At 71.2% G+C, this 12,825-nt stretch carries 11 protein-coding genes and 1 tRNA gene; 10 read left to right on the forward strand and 2 right to left on the reverse strand.

Annotated elements, in window-relative coordinates; all coding sequences use genetic code 11:
* Positions 1 to 166 precede the first annotated feature (166 nt).
* The 6 genes from tmk (at position 167) to HT134_RS26535 (ending at position 7,745) form a co-directional block, all read left to right on the forward strand.
* Positions 167 to 2,212 (forward strand): dTMP kinase, encoded by a 2,046-nt coding sequence (tmk, locus tag HT134_RS26510; protein ID WP_175603179.1) that lies wholly within the window; start codon positions 167 to 169, stop codon positions 2,210 to 2,212.
* A 9-nt stretch (positions 2,213 to 2,221) separates the two neighbouring features.
* Positions 2,222 to 3,397, forward strand: a complete 1,176-nt coding sequence (locus tag HT134_RS26515; RefSeq protein WP_175603180.1) for a DNA polymerase III subunit delta' — start codon at positions 2,222 to 2,224, stop codon at positions 3,395 to 3,397.
* A gap of 438 nt (positions 3,398 to 3,835) precedes the next feature.
* Positions 3,836 to 4,855, forward strand: a complete 1,020-nt coding sequence (locus HT134_RS26520; protein ID WP_175603181.1) for a permease-like cell division protein FtsX — start codon at positions 3,836 to 3,838, stop codon at positions 4,853 to 4,855.
* Between the two features lie 432 nt (positions 4,856 to 5,287).
* Complete coding sequence (locus tag HT134_RS26525; RefSeq protein ID WP_175603182.1) at positions 5,288 to 5,761, forward strand: SigE family RNA polymerase sigma factor; 474 nt, start codon at positions 5,288 to 5,290, stop codon at positions 5,759 to 5,761.
* Positions 5,758 to 6,795 carry a permease-like cell division protein FtsX gene (locus HT134_RS26530; RefSeq protein WP_175603183.1) on the forward strand — a complete coding sequence of 346 codons (1,038 nt, stop codon included), beginning with the start codon at positions 5,758 to 5,760 and terminating at the stop codon, positions 6,793 to 6,795. Before HT134_RS26525 ends, HT134_RS26530 begins: the two co-directional genes overlap by 4 nt.
* Positions 6,796 to 6,896: 101 nt before the next feature.
* On the forward strand, positions 6,897 to 7,745 hold the full coding sequence (locus HT134_RS26535) for a PSP1 domain-containing protein (protein ID WP_376768115.1): 849 nt from the start codon (positions 6,897 to 6,899) through the stop codon (positions 7,743 to 7,745).
* An 81-nt stretch (positions 7,746 to 7,826) separates the two neighbouring features.
* On the opposite strand, the gene HT134_RS26540 is transcribed toward HT134_RS26535, so the two are convergent.
* Positions 7,827 to 8,261, reverse strand: coding sequence for an integrase (locus HT134_RS26540; RefSeq protein ID WP_175603185.1), 435 nt, complete (start codon positions 8,259 to 8,261; stop codon positions 7,827 to 7,829).
* Between the two features lie 150 nt (positions 8,262 to 8,411).
* On the reverse strand, positions 8,412 to 8,540 hold the full coding sequence (locus HT134_RS47125; RefSeq protein ID WP_281387660.1) for a hypothetical protein: 129 nt from the start codon (positions 8,538 to 8,540) through the stop codon (positions 8,412 to 8,414).
* A gap of 295 nt (positions 8,541 to 8,835) precedes the next feature.
* Here HT134_RS47125 and HT134_RS26545 point away from each other — a divergent pair, with 295 nt between their 5' ends.
* From HT134_RS26545 to HT134_RS26560, 4 genes are all read left to right on the forward strand, one after another.
* A complete protein-coding gene (locus tag HT134_RS26545; RefSeq protein ID WP_175603186.1) occupies positions 8,836 to 9,564 on the forward strand; it encodes an RNA polymerase sigma factor in 729 nt (242 codons plus the stop codon).
* Entirely contained in the window at positions 9,561 to 10,523 is a 963-nt protein-coding gene (locus tag HT134_RS26550) for a CU044_5270 family protein (protein ID WP_175603187.1), read from the forward strand. Before HT134_RS26545 ends, HT134_RS26550 begins: the two co-directional genes overlap by 4 nt.
* 183 nt (positions 10,524 to 10,706) lie before the next feature.
* On the forward strand, positions 10,707 to 12,173 hold the full coding sequence (locus HT134_RS26555; RefSeq protein ID WP_175603188.1) for an alpha/beta hydrolase: 1,467 nt from the start codon (positions 10,707 to 10,709) through the stop codon (positions 12,171 to 12,173).
* A 73-nt stretch (positions 12,174 to 12,246) separates the two neighbouring features.
* Positions 12,247 to 12,320: transfer RNA gene (locus tag HT134_RS26560), tRNA-Thr, on the forward strand.
* Positions 12,321 to 12,825 lie beyond the last annotated feature (505 nt).

A 12,825-nucleotide genomic window follows, 5' to 3' on the forward strand; every position in this document is an offset into this window, starting at 1 on the left:
CCCATGCGGGGTGTGAACACCGCGTGGTCGTCTCGGGGGCCCATTCGCGGTGTGAAACCTGCGCGCCGGCCTGCCGACGTAATACTCTCAGGCGGCGGACAGCCGGGCGTGCCCGGTCCGTCGCATGCCTTCCCAGTCCCGGCGAGCACCTGGATACGCTGACATCATGACCGTCCCTGGCCGACGCCGACCCGCCAACGTGCTGGCAAACGCACCGTTCCGCCGGCTGTGGACGGCCATGTCGGTGTGCAGCCTGGGCGACTGGCTCAACATCCTGGCCCTGACCGCCCTGGCCGGCAATCTCACCCGGGGCGACGACTACCGCGTCCAGTCGCTGGCCGTGGGCGGCGTGTTCATCGCCAAGATGCTGCCCGCCGTGCTGCTCGGCCCGCTGGCCGGGGCCTTCGCCGACCGGTTCGACCGGCGGCTGACGATGTTCGTCTCCGACCTGGCGCGCTTCGCCGTGGTGCTGTCGATCCCGGTCATCGGCAGCTACCAGTGGATCATCGTCGCGACGCTGCTCGTGGAGTGCGTCAACCTGTTCTGGGTGCCGGCCAAGGACGCCACCGTCCCCAACCTGGTGCCCAAGGACCAGCTGGAGGCGGCCAACCGGCTCAACCTCCTGGTCACCTACGGCAGCGCGCCCGTCGCGGCCCTGCTGTTCGCGGCGCTGTCGGTGGCGGGCGACACCCTGCGCAGCCTCGTGCCGTCGCTGTCCGGCCTCGACCCGACCAGCGTGGCCCTGGTGCTCAACGCCCTGGCCTACCTCGTGTCGGCGTTCCTGATCTTCACGCTGCGCGACATCCCGAGGCGCGACGGCGCGATCTCCACCCCGTCGGTGCTCAAGCAGGTCGTCGAGGGCTGGCGGTTCGTCGGCGGCGACCGGCTGGTGCGCGGGCTGATCATCGGCATGCTGGGCGCGTTCGCGGCGGGCGGCGCGGTCGTGGGCGTGGCGAAGATCTACGTGATCGCGCTGGGCGGCGGCGACGCGGCCTACGGCGTGGTGTTCGGCGCGGTCTTCGTCGGCATGGCGCTGGGCATGTTCTTCGGGCTCAGGCTGCTGAGCGAGCTGTCCAGGCGGCGGCTGTTCGGCCTGGCCATCACCGTCGCGGGCCTGGTGCTGGCCGCGATCGCGCTGATCCACAACCTCGCGATCGTGGTCATGCTGACCGTGGTGCTGGGGGCGTGCGCGGGCATCGCCTGGATCATCGGCTACACGCTGATCGGCCTAGAGGTGCAGGACGCGATGCGCGGCCGTACGTTCTCGTTCCTGCAGTCCACGGCGCGGGTGACGCTGCTGCTCGTGGTCGCCGTGGCCAACCCGCTGGCGGCCCTGTTCGGCGAGCACCGGTTCGACGCGGGGGAGCTCTCCTACCGCTTCGACGGGTCCAACCTGGTGCTGCTGCTCGGCGGGGCGCTGGCCGTGGCCGTCGGCTTCCTCGCGCTGCGCCACATGGACGACCGCAAGGGCGTGCCGCTGTCCGACGACCTGATCGCGGCGGTGCGCGGCGAGCGGTTCCGGCCCGAGGGGGGCGAGGACATGCCGGGCCTGTTCATCGCGTTCGAGGGCGGCGAGGGCTCGGGCAAGACGACCCAGTCCCGCATGATCGCGATCTGGCTGCGCGACCAGGGCTACGACGTCGTGCAGACCCGCGAGCCGGGCTCCACCAAGGTCGGCATGCGGCTGCGCGCCATCCTGCTCGACGCGGCCGAGCGCGGCCTGTCGCCGCGCGCCGAGGCGCTGATGTACGCGGCCGACCGCTCCGAGCACGTGGAGAAGGTCATCCGGCCGGCGCTGCGGCGGGGCGCGATCGTGGTCTGCGACCGCTACGTCGACTCGTCGCTGGCCTACCAGGGCGCGGGGCGGGCGCTCGACCCGGAGGAGGTGGCCAAGGTCAACTCCTGGGCCACGGGCGACCTGCTGCCGCACCTGACCGTGCTCATCGACACGCCGCCCTCGATCGGGCTGACCCGGCTGGGCGGCGCGGCCGACCGCATCGAGTCCGAGCCGCTGGAGTTCCACGAGCGGGTGCGCAAGGAGTTCCGCGCGCTGGCCGCCGCGAGCCCCGAGCGTTACCTGGTGGTCGACGGCACGCTCACGCCGGAGCAGATCACCCGCGCCATCCAGGACCGCGTTCACGAGATCCTGCCCGACCCGGTGCCCCAGGAGGCCGAGGACGCCACGGGCACGATGCCGGCCATCCGCGACTAGCCTTTGTCCGTGACAGTTTTCGCCGATCTCGTCGGGCAGGACCAGGCCGTCGCCGTCCTGTCGCGGGCCGCCGCGGCCGCGCGCGAGGTGGTCGACGGCGGGCGCGGCGCCGGCATGACGCACGCGTGGCTGTTCACCGGCCCGCCCGGCTCCGGCAGGGAGGACGCGGCGCGCGCGTTCGCCGCCGCGCTGCTCTGCCCCGAGGGCGGCTGCGGCCACTGCGACCAGTGCCACCAGGTGCTGATCGGCTCCCACCCCGACCTGGAGACCGTGCGCCCCGCCGGCTTGTCGTACAGCGTGAAGCAGACCAGGGAGCTGATCCTGCGCGCCGCCGGCGCGCCCACGCAGGGCAGGTGGCGGGTGATCCTGTTCGAGGACGCCGACCGGGCCACCGAGTCGGCGGCGAACGCCCTGCTCAAGGCCATCGAGGAGCCGCCGCCGCGTACGGTGTGGCTGCTGTGCGCCCCGGCGCCCGACGACATGATGATCACCATCCGGTCGCGGTGCCGCGTCATCACGCTGACCACGCCCGGCACCGAGGCGGTCGCGCACGTGCTGGCGACACGTGACAGCGTGCCGTGGGAGACGGCCCGGTTCGCGGCCCGCGCCGCCCAGGGCCACATCAGCCGGGCCCGCGCCCTCGCCATGGACGAGAACGTCCGCCGGAGGCGCGAGGCCGTCCTCGGCATCCCCCGCTCGCTCACGGGCGTGGGGGAGTGCGTGGCGGCGGCGGAGCGCCTGGTGAAGACCGCGGAGGAGGAGGCTGCGGCGGCCACCGCGACGCTCAACGAGGCGGAGACGGCCGAGCTGCGCCGCCTGTACGGGGAGGGATCCACGGGCAAGGGGCTCAACCGGGGCCTGGTGCGGGGCGGCGCCGGGGCGCTGAAGGAGCTGGAGGACCGGCAGAAGTCGCGGGCCACGCGCATCAAGCGCGACTCGCTGGACGCGGCGCTGCTGGAGCTGGTCTCGTTCTACCGCGACGTGCTGGCCATGCAGTTCGGGGCAGCGGTGGAGCTGGCCAACGACGACATCCGCTTCGACCTGGACCGCATGGCGCGGGAGTCCACGCCGGAGGAGACGCTGCGGCGCATCGACGCGATCATGCGCTGCCGCGAACGCCTCGAAGCCAGCGTCAACCCCCAGATCGCCGTCGAGGCGATGATGCTGTCTTTGCGTGCAGCGTAGTTCTCACGACCTGGCCCCCTCTGTTACGGCCGGTCGGGCGTTTCGGGGTTACGGCCGTCGCTGTTGCCCTGGCTTGCCGGCCGTGAGGGCGCTGTTCCTTGTTCTTGGGGTTACGGCAAAGCCAAGTTGCCCCACCCGCCGTCGTCGGTGGCCGTCTGTCATGGCCGGTCGTGAAGGCTCACGGGTTGGGCGCCGTGACGAGCGCACAGCCGGCCGTCTTCTTCGCTCAGACTCTCAGTCGCTTTCTTCGGCCGGCTGCGCGAACGTGCTCACCATGGACTGGTGCCATGATCGTCATATGCGACTCCGGCATGACATCCGCAACTGCCCGATCGTCGCCCAGCGTGGGGCGCCGGCCCGGACGTTCGGGTGCACGCGGACGGTGTGCGACGACGGATCATGCGCACAGGCCGGTACGCCTGCTGCGCCCTTGGAGGCATGGTGAACAGCGTTGTGAAACACCACTTACACGAGGGGCTCAGCGAGGCGGACGGCGGCGCGCTGAGGCGGCTTGAGGTGCTGGGCGGCCGGTGGCGGCGGGTGGCCACGAGGCTGGCGGTGGCGGCGACGGCGGTCTGGGTCCTGGGAGTGGGAACCGCCGGAAGTGTCGCGGCGTCCAGCGCCGGCGAAGGCGCGGCTGCGGCTCCTTGGACACAGACCCTTCGGCGGGCCGACGTGTCGGTGTTTCTCTGCACGGGACGGGAGGAGCGCGACGACTTCTGCCACGGGCGGCCCACCGGCGAGCGGCAGAAGAGGACTCTGGCCGTGTCCCTGCGGAAGGTGCCTGGAGTCGCCAAGGTGACCTTCGAGGACAGGAAGGCCGCCTACAAGCGCTTCCGCAAGGCATTCGCCGACCAGCCGGACATCGTGGCGAAGGTGCGGCCGGAGGATGTTCCGGAGTCGTACCAGATAACGGTGCGAAAGGGCACGAAGCTGGCGAAGGTCGTTGGGGCGGCGAAGAGAATGCCGGGCGTGGCACTGGTTTCCGACCGGACCATGACCGGCGGCTACGATTTGACCGACGACAAGAACACGGACCATGTCGTGGTCTTCCTCTGCGGGGCCTCGTCCCTGGCGTCGTCGTCGGCGTGCGAGAAATACGAGAAGAGCAAGACCTCGAAGCGCGGCAAGGGCATCACCGCCGAGGACAGGGACGCGCTGGAGCGCGAGATCAAGGCGATGCCCGAGGTCAAGAAGGTCCACTTCGAGGACCAGGCCGAGGCGTACGCGAGTTTCCGGGAGGCTTATGCCGACAACAAGGCGCTCCTGTCGGCCACGAGGAAGAGCGACATGCCGGAGTCGTTCCGGATCCGGCTCAAGTCCGATGCCGACTCGCCGAGGGTGGCCGCCGTCCTGGGTGAGCGACCGGGGGTCGCCCAGGCGATGGACGTGAGGTGCTTCTCCCTCAACACCAAGCTGTATGTGGGCCACGGAATCTCATCTGATCTCTGCGGCTGACGCTCGCTTTGGATGAGGTGCGCCGCCGTGGGTGGCCGCCCGTGAGTGCAGCTTCTGATTCCGGGGTTACGGCACAGCCGGCTTCCCACCCGCCGTCGTGAATGGACTTCTCATGGCCGGCCGTGAGGACGTGCTGAGCGCGGTTCATGGCTTCGGGGTTACGGCAAAGCCAAGTTGCCCCACCCGCCGTCGTCGGTGGCCGTCTGTCATGGCCGGTCGTGAAGGCTCACGGGCTGGGCGCCGTGACGAGCGCACAGCCGGCCGTCTTCTTCGGTAAGCGACACCTCTCGCCGCCACCGAAAGACGGCCCCCAGGTGAGAGATCTCAACCGGATCGCGGAGCCGAGCAGCAGACTGGCTCCCCGTGCGTCTCTGTGATGTGGAAGTCGAACTGCTCTCCCATCGGGAGGCCCGGACCCGGGATCGCGTGGATATGGCGACGATCTTCGCCGAGCATCACGTCGGTCTCGTGCGCCTGGCGCTGATCATGGTCGGTGACCGGGCGACTGCCGAGGACGTCGTCCAGGACGCCTTCGCGCGCACCCATGTCGGGCGGTCCCGGTTGCGCGACCCCGGCAAGGCGCTGGTCTATGTCAGGTCGGCGGTGCTCAACGGGTGCCGTTCGGTGCTGCGCAGGCGCGCCACCGTGTTCCGGCGCGCCGTGCCGTACGAACCGCCTGTCTGGTCGGCGGAGAGCGCCGCGCTGGTGGGGGAGGAGCGTCGCCAGGTGCTCATCGCCCTGAGCGCGCTGCCGCCCAGGCAGCGCGAGGCGCTGACGTTGCGCTACTACCTCGACCTCACCGACCAGGAGATCGCCGAGACCATGGGGATCAGCGGCGGCACGGCGAGGTCCACCATCGCACGAGGGCTCGCGGCCCTCGGCCGAGCACTTGGGGAGGCACTGTGAACAGCCCTGTGGAGGACCGCCTGCGCGAGGCGCTCGGCGAAGCGGGGGCCACGGTCGAGGTCGGCGCGCTGAGGCCGCTGGTGGTGCCGGATCGACGGCGGTTCGGGGTGAGCATGAGGCTCGCGGCGGTCGGTGCCGCGGCGGTCGTGGTCGCGGGGGCGGCGACGGTCGTGGGCTTCACGGTCTCGGGCGCCGGGGAAGAGGTGAGCGTGGCGTCGGCCCGGGCGCAGGCTCCTGACCCGGCCGACGTGTCGGTGTTCCTGTGCACGGGGCTGGAGGAGGACAAGCAGGCATGCCAGGGGCGCGCCGCCACCGAGCAGCAGACCAAGGCTCTGGCCGAGTCGCTGGGCCGGCTGCCCGGGGTCGCCAGGGTCTTCTACGAGGACCGCGAAGCGGCTTATGAGCGCTTCCGCAAGGCGTTCGCCGGCCAACCGGGCATCGTCGCCCGGGTGAAGGCGGACGACGTGCCGGCGTCCTACCGGCTCACGCTCGGCCCGGGCGTGCGGCCGCAGCCGGTGTCCGCTGCGGCCAAGACTCTGCCCGGCGTGGCGCAGGTCTCCGACCGGACCGTGACGGAAACCGCCGCGCGTTTCCGCGACAAGCCGGTGGACATCTCGGTGTTCCTTTGCGTCGGCTCATCCGACCTGCCCTCCTGCAAGAGCTATGAGGCGAGCCGTAGGACCTCGAAGCACGGCAAGGGCATCACCGCCGAGGACACGGACGAGCTGGCGCGCGCGATCAAGGCGATGCCCGGGGTCCAGGAGGTCATCTTCGAAGATCAGGAGCAGGCGTATGAGAACTTCAAGAAGGCGTTCACCGGCAACAAGGCCCTTCTCGCCGCCACGAAGGTCACGGACATGCCCATGTCGTTCCGCGTCCGTCTGAGAGCCGGGACCGATTCCGCCAAGGTGGCCGCCACCTTGCGGACACGGCCGGGTGTCGCACAGGTGGTCGACCAGAAGTGCTCCCTCACCCAATTCAGGCTCATGGCGGACCACGGCATTTCGCGCATGCTCACGGACGTCTGCGGCTGACACCCCTCACCACGAGCGGGCCCGCGCACGTAGTGTGGCAACCGAAGGCCGTAAGACCCCCGAGGCCGACAGGAGGCGAGCCGCAGCCCATGGGCATGATCATGGCCGTGAGCTTCACACGCTACGGGAGGCTCTACTACCTCGACCCGGGCCCGCACAGTCCCAAGGTGGGCGACAAGGTGCTGGTGCCCACCGACGCGGGACCCGAGGTGGCCGAGTGCGTGTGGGCGCCGCAGTACGTGAGCGAGGACATCGACGGACTGCCCGTGTGCGCGGGCATCGCGGAGGAGGAGCAGCTCACCCGCGACGAGACCAACAAACGCCGGCGGGCCGAGGCGCGCAGCGTGGCCAAGCGGCTGATCAAGCGGCACGCCTTGCCGATGAAGGTGGTGGGCGTCGACTACCTCGACGCGGACAACGTCTTCACCGTGTACTTCTCGGCCCCGCACCGCGTCGACTTCCGCGCCCTCGTCCGCGACCTGGCCCGCAACCTGCGGGCCAGGGTGGAGCTGCGGCAGATCGGCCCCCGCGACGAGGCCCGGCTGCAGGGCGGCATCGGTCCCTGCGGGCGTGACCTGTGCTGCGCCACGTTCCTGAAGGACTTCGAGCCGGTGTCGGTGCGCATGGCCAAGGACCAGGACCTGCCGGTCAACCCGTTGCGCATCGCGGGCGCCTGCGGCCGGTTGATGTGCTGCCTGAAGTACGAGCACCCGCTGTACATGGAGACCCGTTACCGGATGCCCCGGGTCGGCAGCCGCGTCAGCACCCCGCAGGGCGAGGGAAGCGTGGTGGGCCACAACGTCCCGTCCGACACGGTGACGGTCCGGCTCGACGACGGCGGGCGCCGGTGTGCCTGCCCGTCGGCGTCGGTCTGTTCGCCTCGCCAGCAGCACGAGAAGATGTACGGATCCGACGCACCGCCGGGCGCTCCCCGACAGCCGGAGGCGTGACGACGCCCTGAGGCCGTTCCCGGGAGACAACGAGGGCTTCGTCTCCCGGCTCGGTGTCGCTTCGCGGTGGGGACAAGCCCGTCACTCCTCCTGCTCGCCGCCCTTTCGCCGTTCGAAGGCGCGCAGGACGCGTGCGGTCGGGTCCGGCGCTTCGGGGTCCTGGAGGCGATCGGTCACCAGGAAGCCGGGCAGCTCCCAGTCGTGCGCGTGCTCGCGCTCCGTCAGCGGGAACGTCCCGCCTCGGGCGTCCGGGTCCCAGCCGGACGCCAGGCCGCGTTCGATGACCGCGCGGACGTCCGACGGGAGAGGGTACGCGTTGTCGGTCACGCACGCCCCCCACGGGCCGAGACCGGTGGACAGCAGGTCCGCCTGCAGGGCCCGGCCGTTCTTCCCGGAGCCCCACACGCGCAACCGGATGCACCGGTGGCAGTCCCCGGAGCCGGACACATGCCGGATGTCGGCCGTCCACACGAACGCGCGGCCGCCTGTGGACAACGTCCGCAGCCTCGTACCCATGCCACCACCCCTGTCAGGAACCGCGACGAGGCCGCCCGCCGCGACGTCACCGCGGCCGGACCTCATGGAGCAGTCTGCACGGCGGCGGCCCGGACGCGCGACGCATATAAACCGTGTGCGCGTATGACAGCTCGCCAGCAGGGAGGCGCCTTAGCGGCCAGGGAAGGGACCGCGCAGCCGTTCGGTGACCTCCCACAGCCGCCGGGCCGTGGCCTGGTCGTAGGGGGCCGCCGAGGATCTGACCGGATCGTGCCGGTCGTAGTACTGGCTGGCTCGCACCTCCGCGCCGACGGCCTCGACGGCCCGGCGCTGCCAGTCCTACGCCGAGGCGAAGGACCGCGGCGAATGCGGTCACAGCCCGCAGACGCAGTCGATGGGCGTGGCCATCGAGGCGGGCGTCCGCGTGTACGAGGCCCTGGCGGGCTGGGCCGAATGGGCCGGGACGGTGCCGTCCGCGAAGCCCTGAGCCGCGGCACCCTCCGGAAAATTCTGCAGAAGATCGGCGGCGACTGGGAACCACACCTCGGTCCCACGGCAATCACAGAAGTCATTGCCGACACCGAAAGGCGACCAGATGCGACAACAGAGCCGGCTGACGCCCGACCGGGCGCCCGGATCGGCCCGTGATGCCGCGGTGATCCCGAGACCGGAGCAGGAGCCGGAGCCGGGGCCGGGGCCAAGACCGAAGTGGGAGCCCGGGCCGAGACCGGGGCCGGAGCCGGAGCGGGAGCCCTCCGACGACGCCTCCCTGATCGCGCGGTCCCGGCACGACCCCGAGCACTTCGCCGCCCTGTTCACCCGCCACGCCCCCGCGGTCAAGCGGTACGCCGTCCGCCGGCTGGGCGTGGAGGCGGCCGAGGACGTGGTGGCGGAGACGTTCGTGGCCGCCTTCCAGCAGCGCGCGACCTATGACCTGACCCGCGCGGACGCGCGGCCGTGGCTGTACGGCATCGCGACGAACCTGATCGGCCGGCACCGCCGTCACGAGATCGGCCAGTACAAGGCGCTGAGCCGGACGGGCGTGGACCCCGTCACGGAGCCGTTCACCGACCGGATCGACCAGCGGGTCACGGCCGACGGGGCGCGCAGCCGGCTGGCCGCGGCCCTCGCGGGCCTGCCGGCCGGACACCGGGACGCCTTGCTGCTGGTCACCTGGGGTGAGCTGACCTATGAGCAGGCCGCCCTGTCGCTCGATGTGGCCGTGGGAACCGTGCGTTCCCGGGTGAACCGGGCCCGTAAGAAGCTGCGCCGGGCTCTCGGCGACATCGACCCGACCGCTGTGACCGAGGAGTTCCGTTCATGAACGAGATGTCCATGCTCAACCGCCTGCGTGACGAGGTGCCGCTGGAGACCGAGCTGCGGACCGAGGAGAACCGGCTGCTCGCCGAGATCCGGACCGGATCGAGCGCTCCGGCCCCGGCTCGCGCCAGGCTGTCGAGGCCGCGCCCGCGCTGGGGGATGGCTCTGGCCGGCGCGCTCGGCATGGCCGTGGTCGCCGGGGTCGTGACCACGGCCGTGACGGGGCCGGACCGGATCGCCGCCGGGCCGTCCCAGCGGATCCAGGCGTCCTCCGAGCAGACCCGCGCGCAGCAGCCGAGCGCCGCCTCCGTGCTGGAGAACATCGCGCTCGTGGCCGAGAAGTCCACGATGCGGGAGATCCGGCCGGACCAGTGGTTCTACGAGAAGGTCAGCCAGCCGGACACGCCGGGGCCCACGTTCGAGATCTGGGCGCGGATGGACGGCACCCAGGACGCCCTGCGCGAGAACGGCGGCCAGATCAAGATGGGCCACGAGAAGGGGCCGACGTACCCGCTGAAGACACAGCGGGAGCTCGACGCCTTCCCCGACGACCCGGACGCGCTGCTGAAGCACCTGCGCGGCCTTGAGCGGGCGCCCTACAGCCTCTCGGTCTGCGGGAACGAGTGCCCGGCGGGCGTCAGGGCGGACGCGCAGGCGTACGGGGCGATCCAGTGGTACCTGGAGTACGGGCCGCTGGTTCCGCCGGCCAAGGCTGCGGCGATGTACCGGGCGATGGCCAAGATCCCGAACGTCGAGATCGAGGAGAACGTGGTCACCCCTCAAGGGCGCAAGGGCATCGGCGTCGTCCTGGACCTGGGGGAGGCCGGCAAGAACTACACCATTCTGGACGCCGACGGCTACGACTACCTCGGCGCGATGACCGTGACCGAGTCCCGCAAGAGCGCCCTGTGGGTCCTGGCGTCCGGCGTCGTCGACAAGCCGGGCGACGTCCCCTCCTCCTGACCGCCTCGTCCCGCGAGGCCCGGGCCGGGACCAGGAGGAGCCCTGCGGTATCAGGGGCCCGCAGGGCGTCGTCCACAGGCGTCCGCAGCCTGTCCACAGGTATCCGCCGCCTGTCCACAGATGTCCACAGGCGGCCACGGGTTCCCGCGGGACGCGGATCGGCGGGGCGTAGGATCGCCACCCATGTGGTCCCGTGCCCTGTCCGTCCTCGTCGCGGTCGCGCTGCTGGCCACCGGCTGCGTCCGCGACGAACGGCCGCTCCCGGCGTCCGGAGCTCTCGCCTGGTCGGACTGCGGGGACGGGTTCGAGTGCGCGAAGCTGGCGGTGCCGCTCGACCACGACGTTCCGGACGGTGAGCGGATCCGGATCGGCGTCATCCGGCTGCCCGCCACCGGCGACCGTATCGGGTCACTCCTCCTCAACCCGGGCGGCCCCGGCGGCTCCGGCGTGGAGTACGCGCGAGCGGCGCAGTCGGTGGTGAGCCCGGCCGTGCGGGCGCGGTTCGACATCGTGGGGTTCGACCCGCGCGGCGTGGGGGAGTCCGCGCCGGTCGACTGCCTGGACGACCAGCGCCTCGACGCGTTCCTGGCGCTGGACGCCACTCCGGACGACGCGGCCGAGCGGGCGGCGCTGGAGCGCGGGTCACGGGAGTTCGCGCAGGGCTGCGCGGCGCACGCGGGCAAGCTGCTCCAGCACGTGGGCACGGTCGACGCGGCCCGCGACATGGACGCGCTGCGCGAGGCGCTGGGCGACCGCGCCCTGACCTATCTCGGCAAGTCCTACGGCACGTTCCTGGGGGCGGTCTACGCGGACCTGTTCCCGGGGCGTGTGCGGGCGCTCGTGCTCGACGGGGCCGTCGACCCGGCCCTGTCGAGGTTCCGGTTCAACGCGGACCAGGCGGCCGGGTTCGAGGTGGCGTTCCGGGCGTACGCGGACGACTGCCTCGCCCGCGGCGACTGCCCGTTCCGCAGCCGCGACGCCGACGGCGCCCTGGAGGAGCTCTCGGAGCTGTTGCGCCGTACGGACCGTCACCCGCTGCCCGCCGGAGCCGGCGGAGACGCGGGGGACCGCGCGGTCACCGAGCCGCTGGCCCTGCTCGGCGCGCTGACCCCGCTCTACGACCGCAGCGGCTGGCCCATGCTCACCGAGGCGCTGTCCCAGGCGTTCCAGGGTGACGGGACGCTGCTGCTGCAGAACGCCGACACGCTCATGGACCGCCGGGCCGACGGCTACTCGAACCAGACCGAGGCCAACATGGCCGTCAACTGCGTCGACGGCAGCTACCCGAAGGACGTCGCCGCGTACGAGCGGGCCGCCGCGGACCTGTCCCGCACGGCGCCCCGCTTCGGCCCGTACATCGCCTGGAGCTCCCTGCCCTGCGCCTACTGGCCGGCTCGCCCCACCTTCCAGAGCCACCCGCTCACGGCCAAGGGCGCACCGCCGATCCTCGTCGTCGGCACGACCCGCGACCCGGCCACCCCGTACACCTGGGCCCGCTCCCTCGCCGGCGAACTCGAATCGGGGGTCCTGCTCACGTACGACGGCGACGGGCACACGGCGTACAACAGCGGCGACACCTGCGTGGACACGGCCGTGGACCACTACCTCATCACCGGCGCCCCTCCGAAGAACGGCACCACCTGCCCGTAGCGCGGGAAGATCGGGGATTGGCGGGAGCGAGAACCCCTTGGGCTCCTGTAGACTCAGTCACGCCGCACGGCACGCCGCCTTAGCTCAGTCGGCCAGAGCACTTCACTCGTAATGAAGGGGTCTGGGGTTCGAATCCCCAAGGCGGCTCCCAGCACAAAAGGCCCTCCCGGATGATCCGGGAGGGCCTTTTGCATGGCATGCGGCAGCGCCGTACAGCAACCGCCTCCAACGATCTAGGCTCTCGTTGAGCTGATCGAGCGCCTTGCGGGTCTCTGGGCTCTGGGCCGGCGATCCGCGTGAAGACGTTCATCATGACCGAGATCTGCGCCAGCGCCGAGTATCGAGGCACAGGTGTGGCCGGTGTCGCGGTGAAGACGAGGCGGAAGTCCTTCCACTTGTCGCCGGCTTTCTTGCAAGCCTCCTCCTGCACTCGGCGTCGGTGCCTGAGTGCGGTGACGCACAGGGCCGGGAGCGGAAGCGAGACGGTGAGGAGATCAAAGCGGATTCGCATGGTGTGAAGGCTCGCCTTGTGTCCTTCCAGTGGGCGAGGACGAGGGTGCTGGTCGGGTCGTACGGCAGGCGGTGCTGATCAGGCGGGCGGCGTGGTCGGTGACGCCGTAGGTGTGCAGGCGGGCAAGGTCTCGGTGGGTGA

It is taken from the genome of Nonomuraea rhodomycinica (genome assembly GCF_013363995.1).
Lineage (GTDB): Bacteria > Actinomycetota > Actinomycetes > Streptosporangiales > Streptosporangiaceae > Nonomuraea > Nonomuraea rhodomycinica.

Bases quoted from the DNA above. Each gene is read 5' to 3' on its own strand.
- tmk (WP_175603179.1), top strand. From the start codon at position 167: ATGACCGTCCCTGGCCGACGCCGACCCGCCAACGTGCTGGCAAACGCA.
- HT134_RS26520 (WP_175603181.1), top strand. From the start codon at position 3,836: ATGGTGAACAGCGTTGTGAAACACCACTTACACGAGGGGCTCAGCGAG.
- HT134_RS26525 (WP_175603182.1), top strand. From the start codon at position 5,288: ATGGCGACGATCTTCGCCGAGCATCACGTCGGTCTCGTGCGCCTGGCG.
- HT134_RS26535 (WP_376768115.1), top strand. From the start codon at position 6,897: ATGGCCGTGAGCTTCACACGCTACGGGAGGCTCTACTACCTCGACCCG.
- HT134_RS26540 (WP_175603185.1), bottom strand. From the start codon at position 8,261: ATGGGTACGAGGCTGCGGACGTTGTCCACAGGCGGCCGCGCGTTCGTG.
- HT134_RS26545 (WP_175603186.1), top strand. From the start codon at position 8,836: ATGCGACAACAGAGCCGGCTGACGCCCGACCGGGCGCCCGGATCGGCC.
- HT134_RS26550 (WP_175603187.1), top strand. From the start codon at position 9,561: ATGAACGAGATGTCCATGCTCAACCGCCTGCGTGACGAGGTGCCGCTG.
- HT134_RS26555 (WP_175603188.1), top strand. From the start codon at position 10,707: ATGTGGTCCCGTGCCCTGTCCGTCCTCGTCGCGGTCGCGCTGCTGGCC.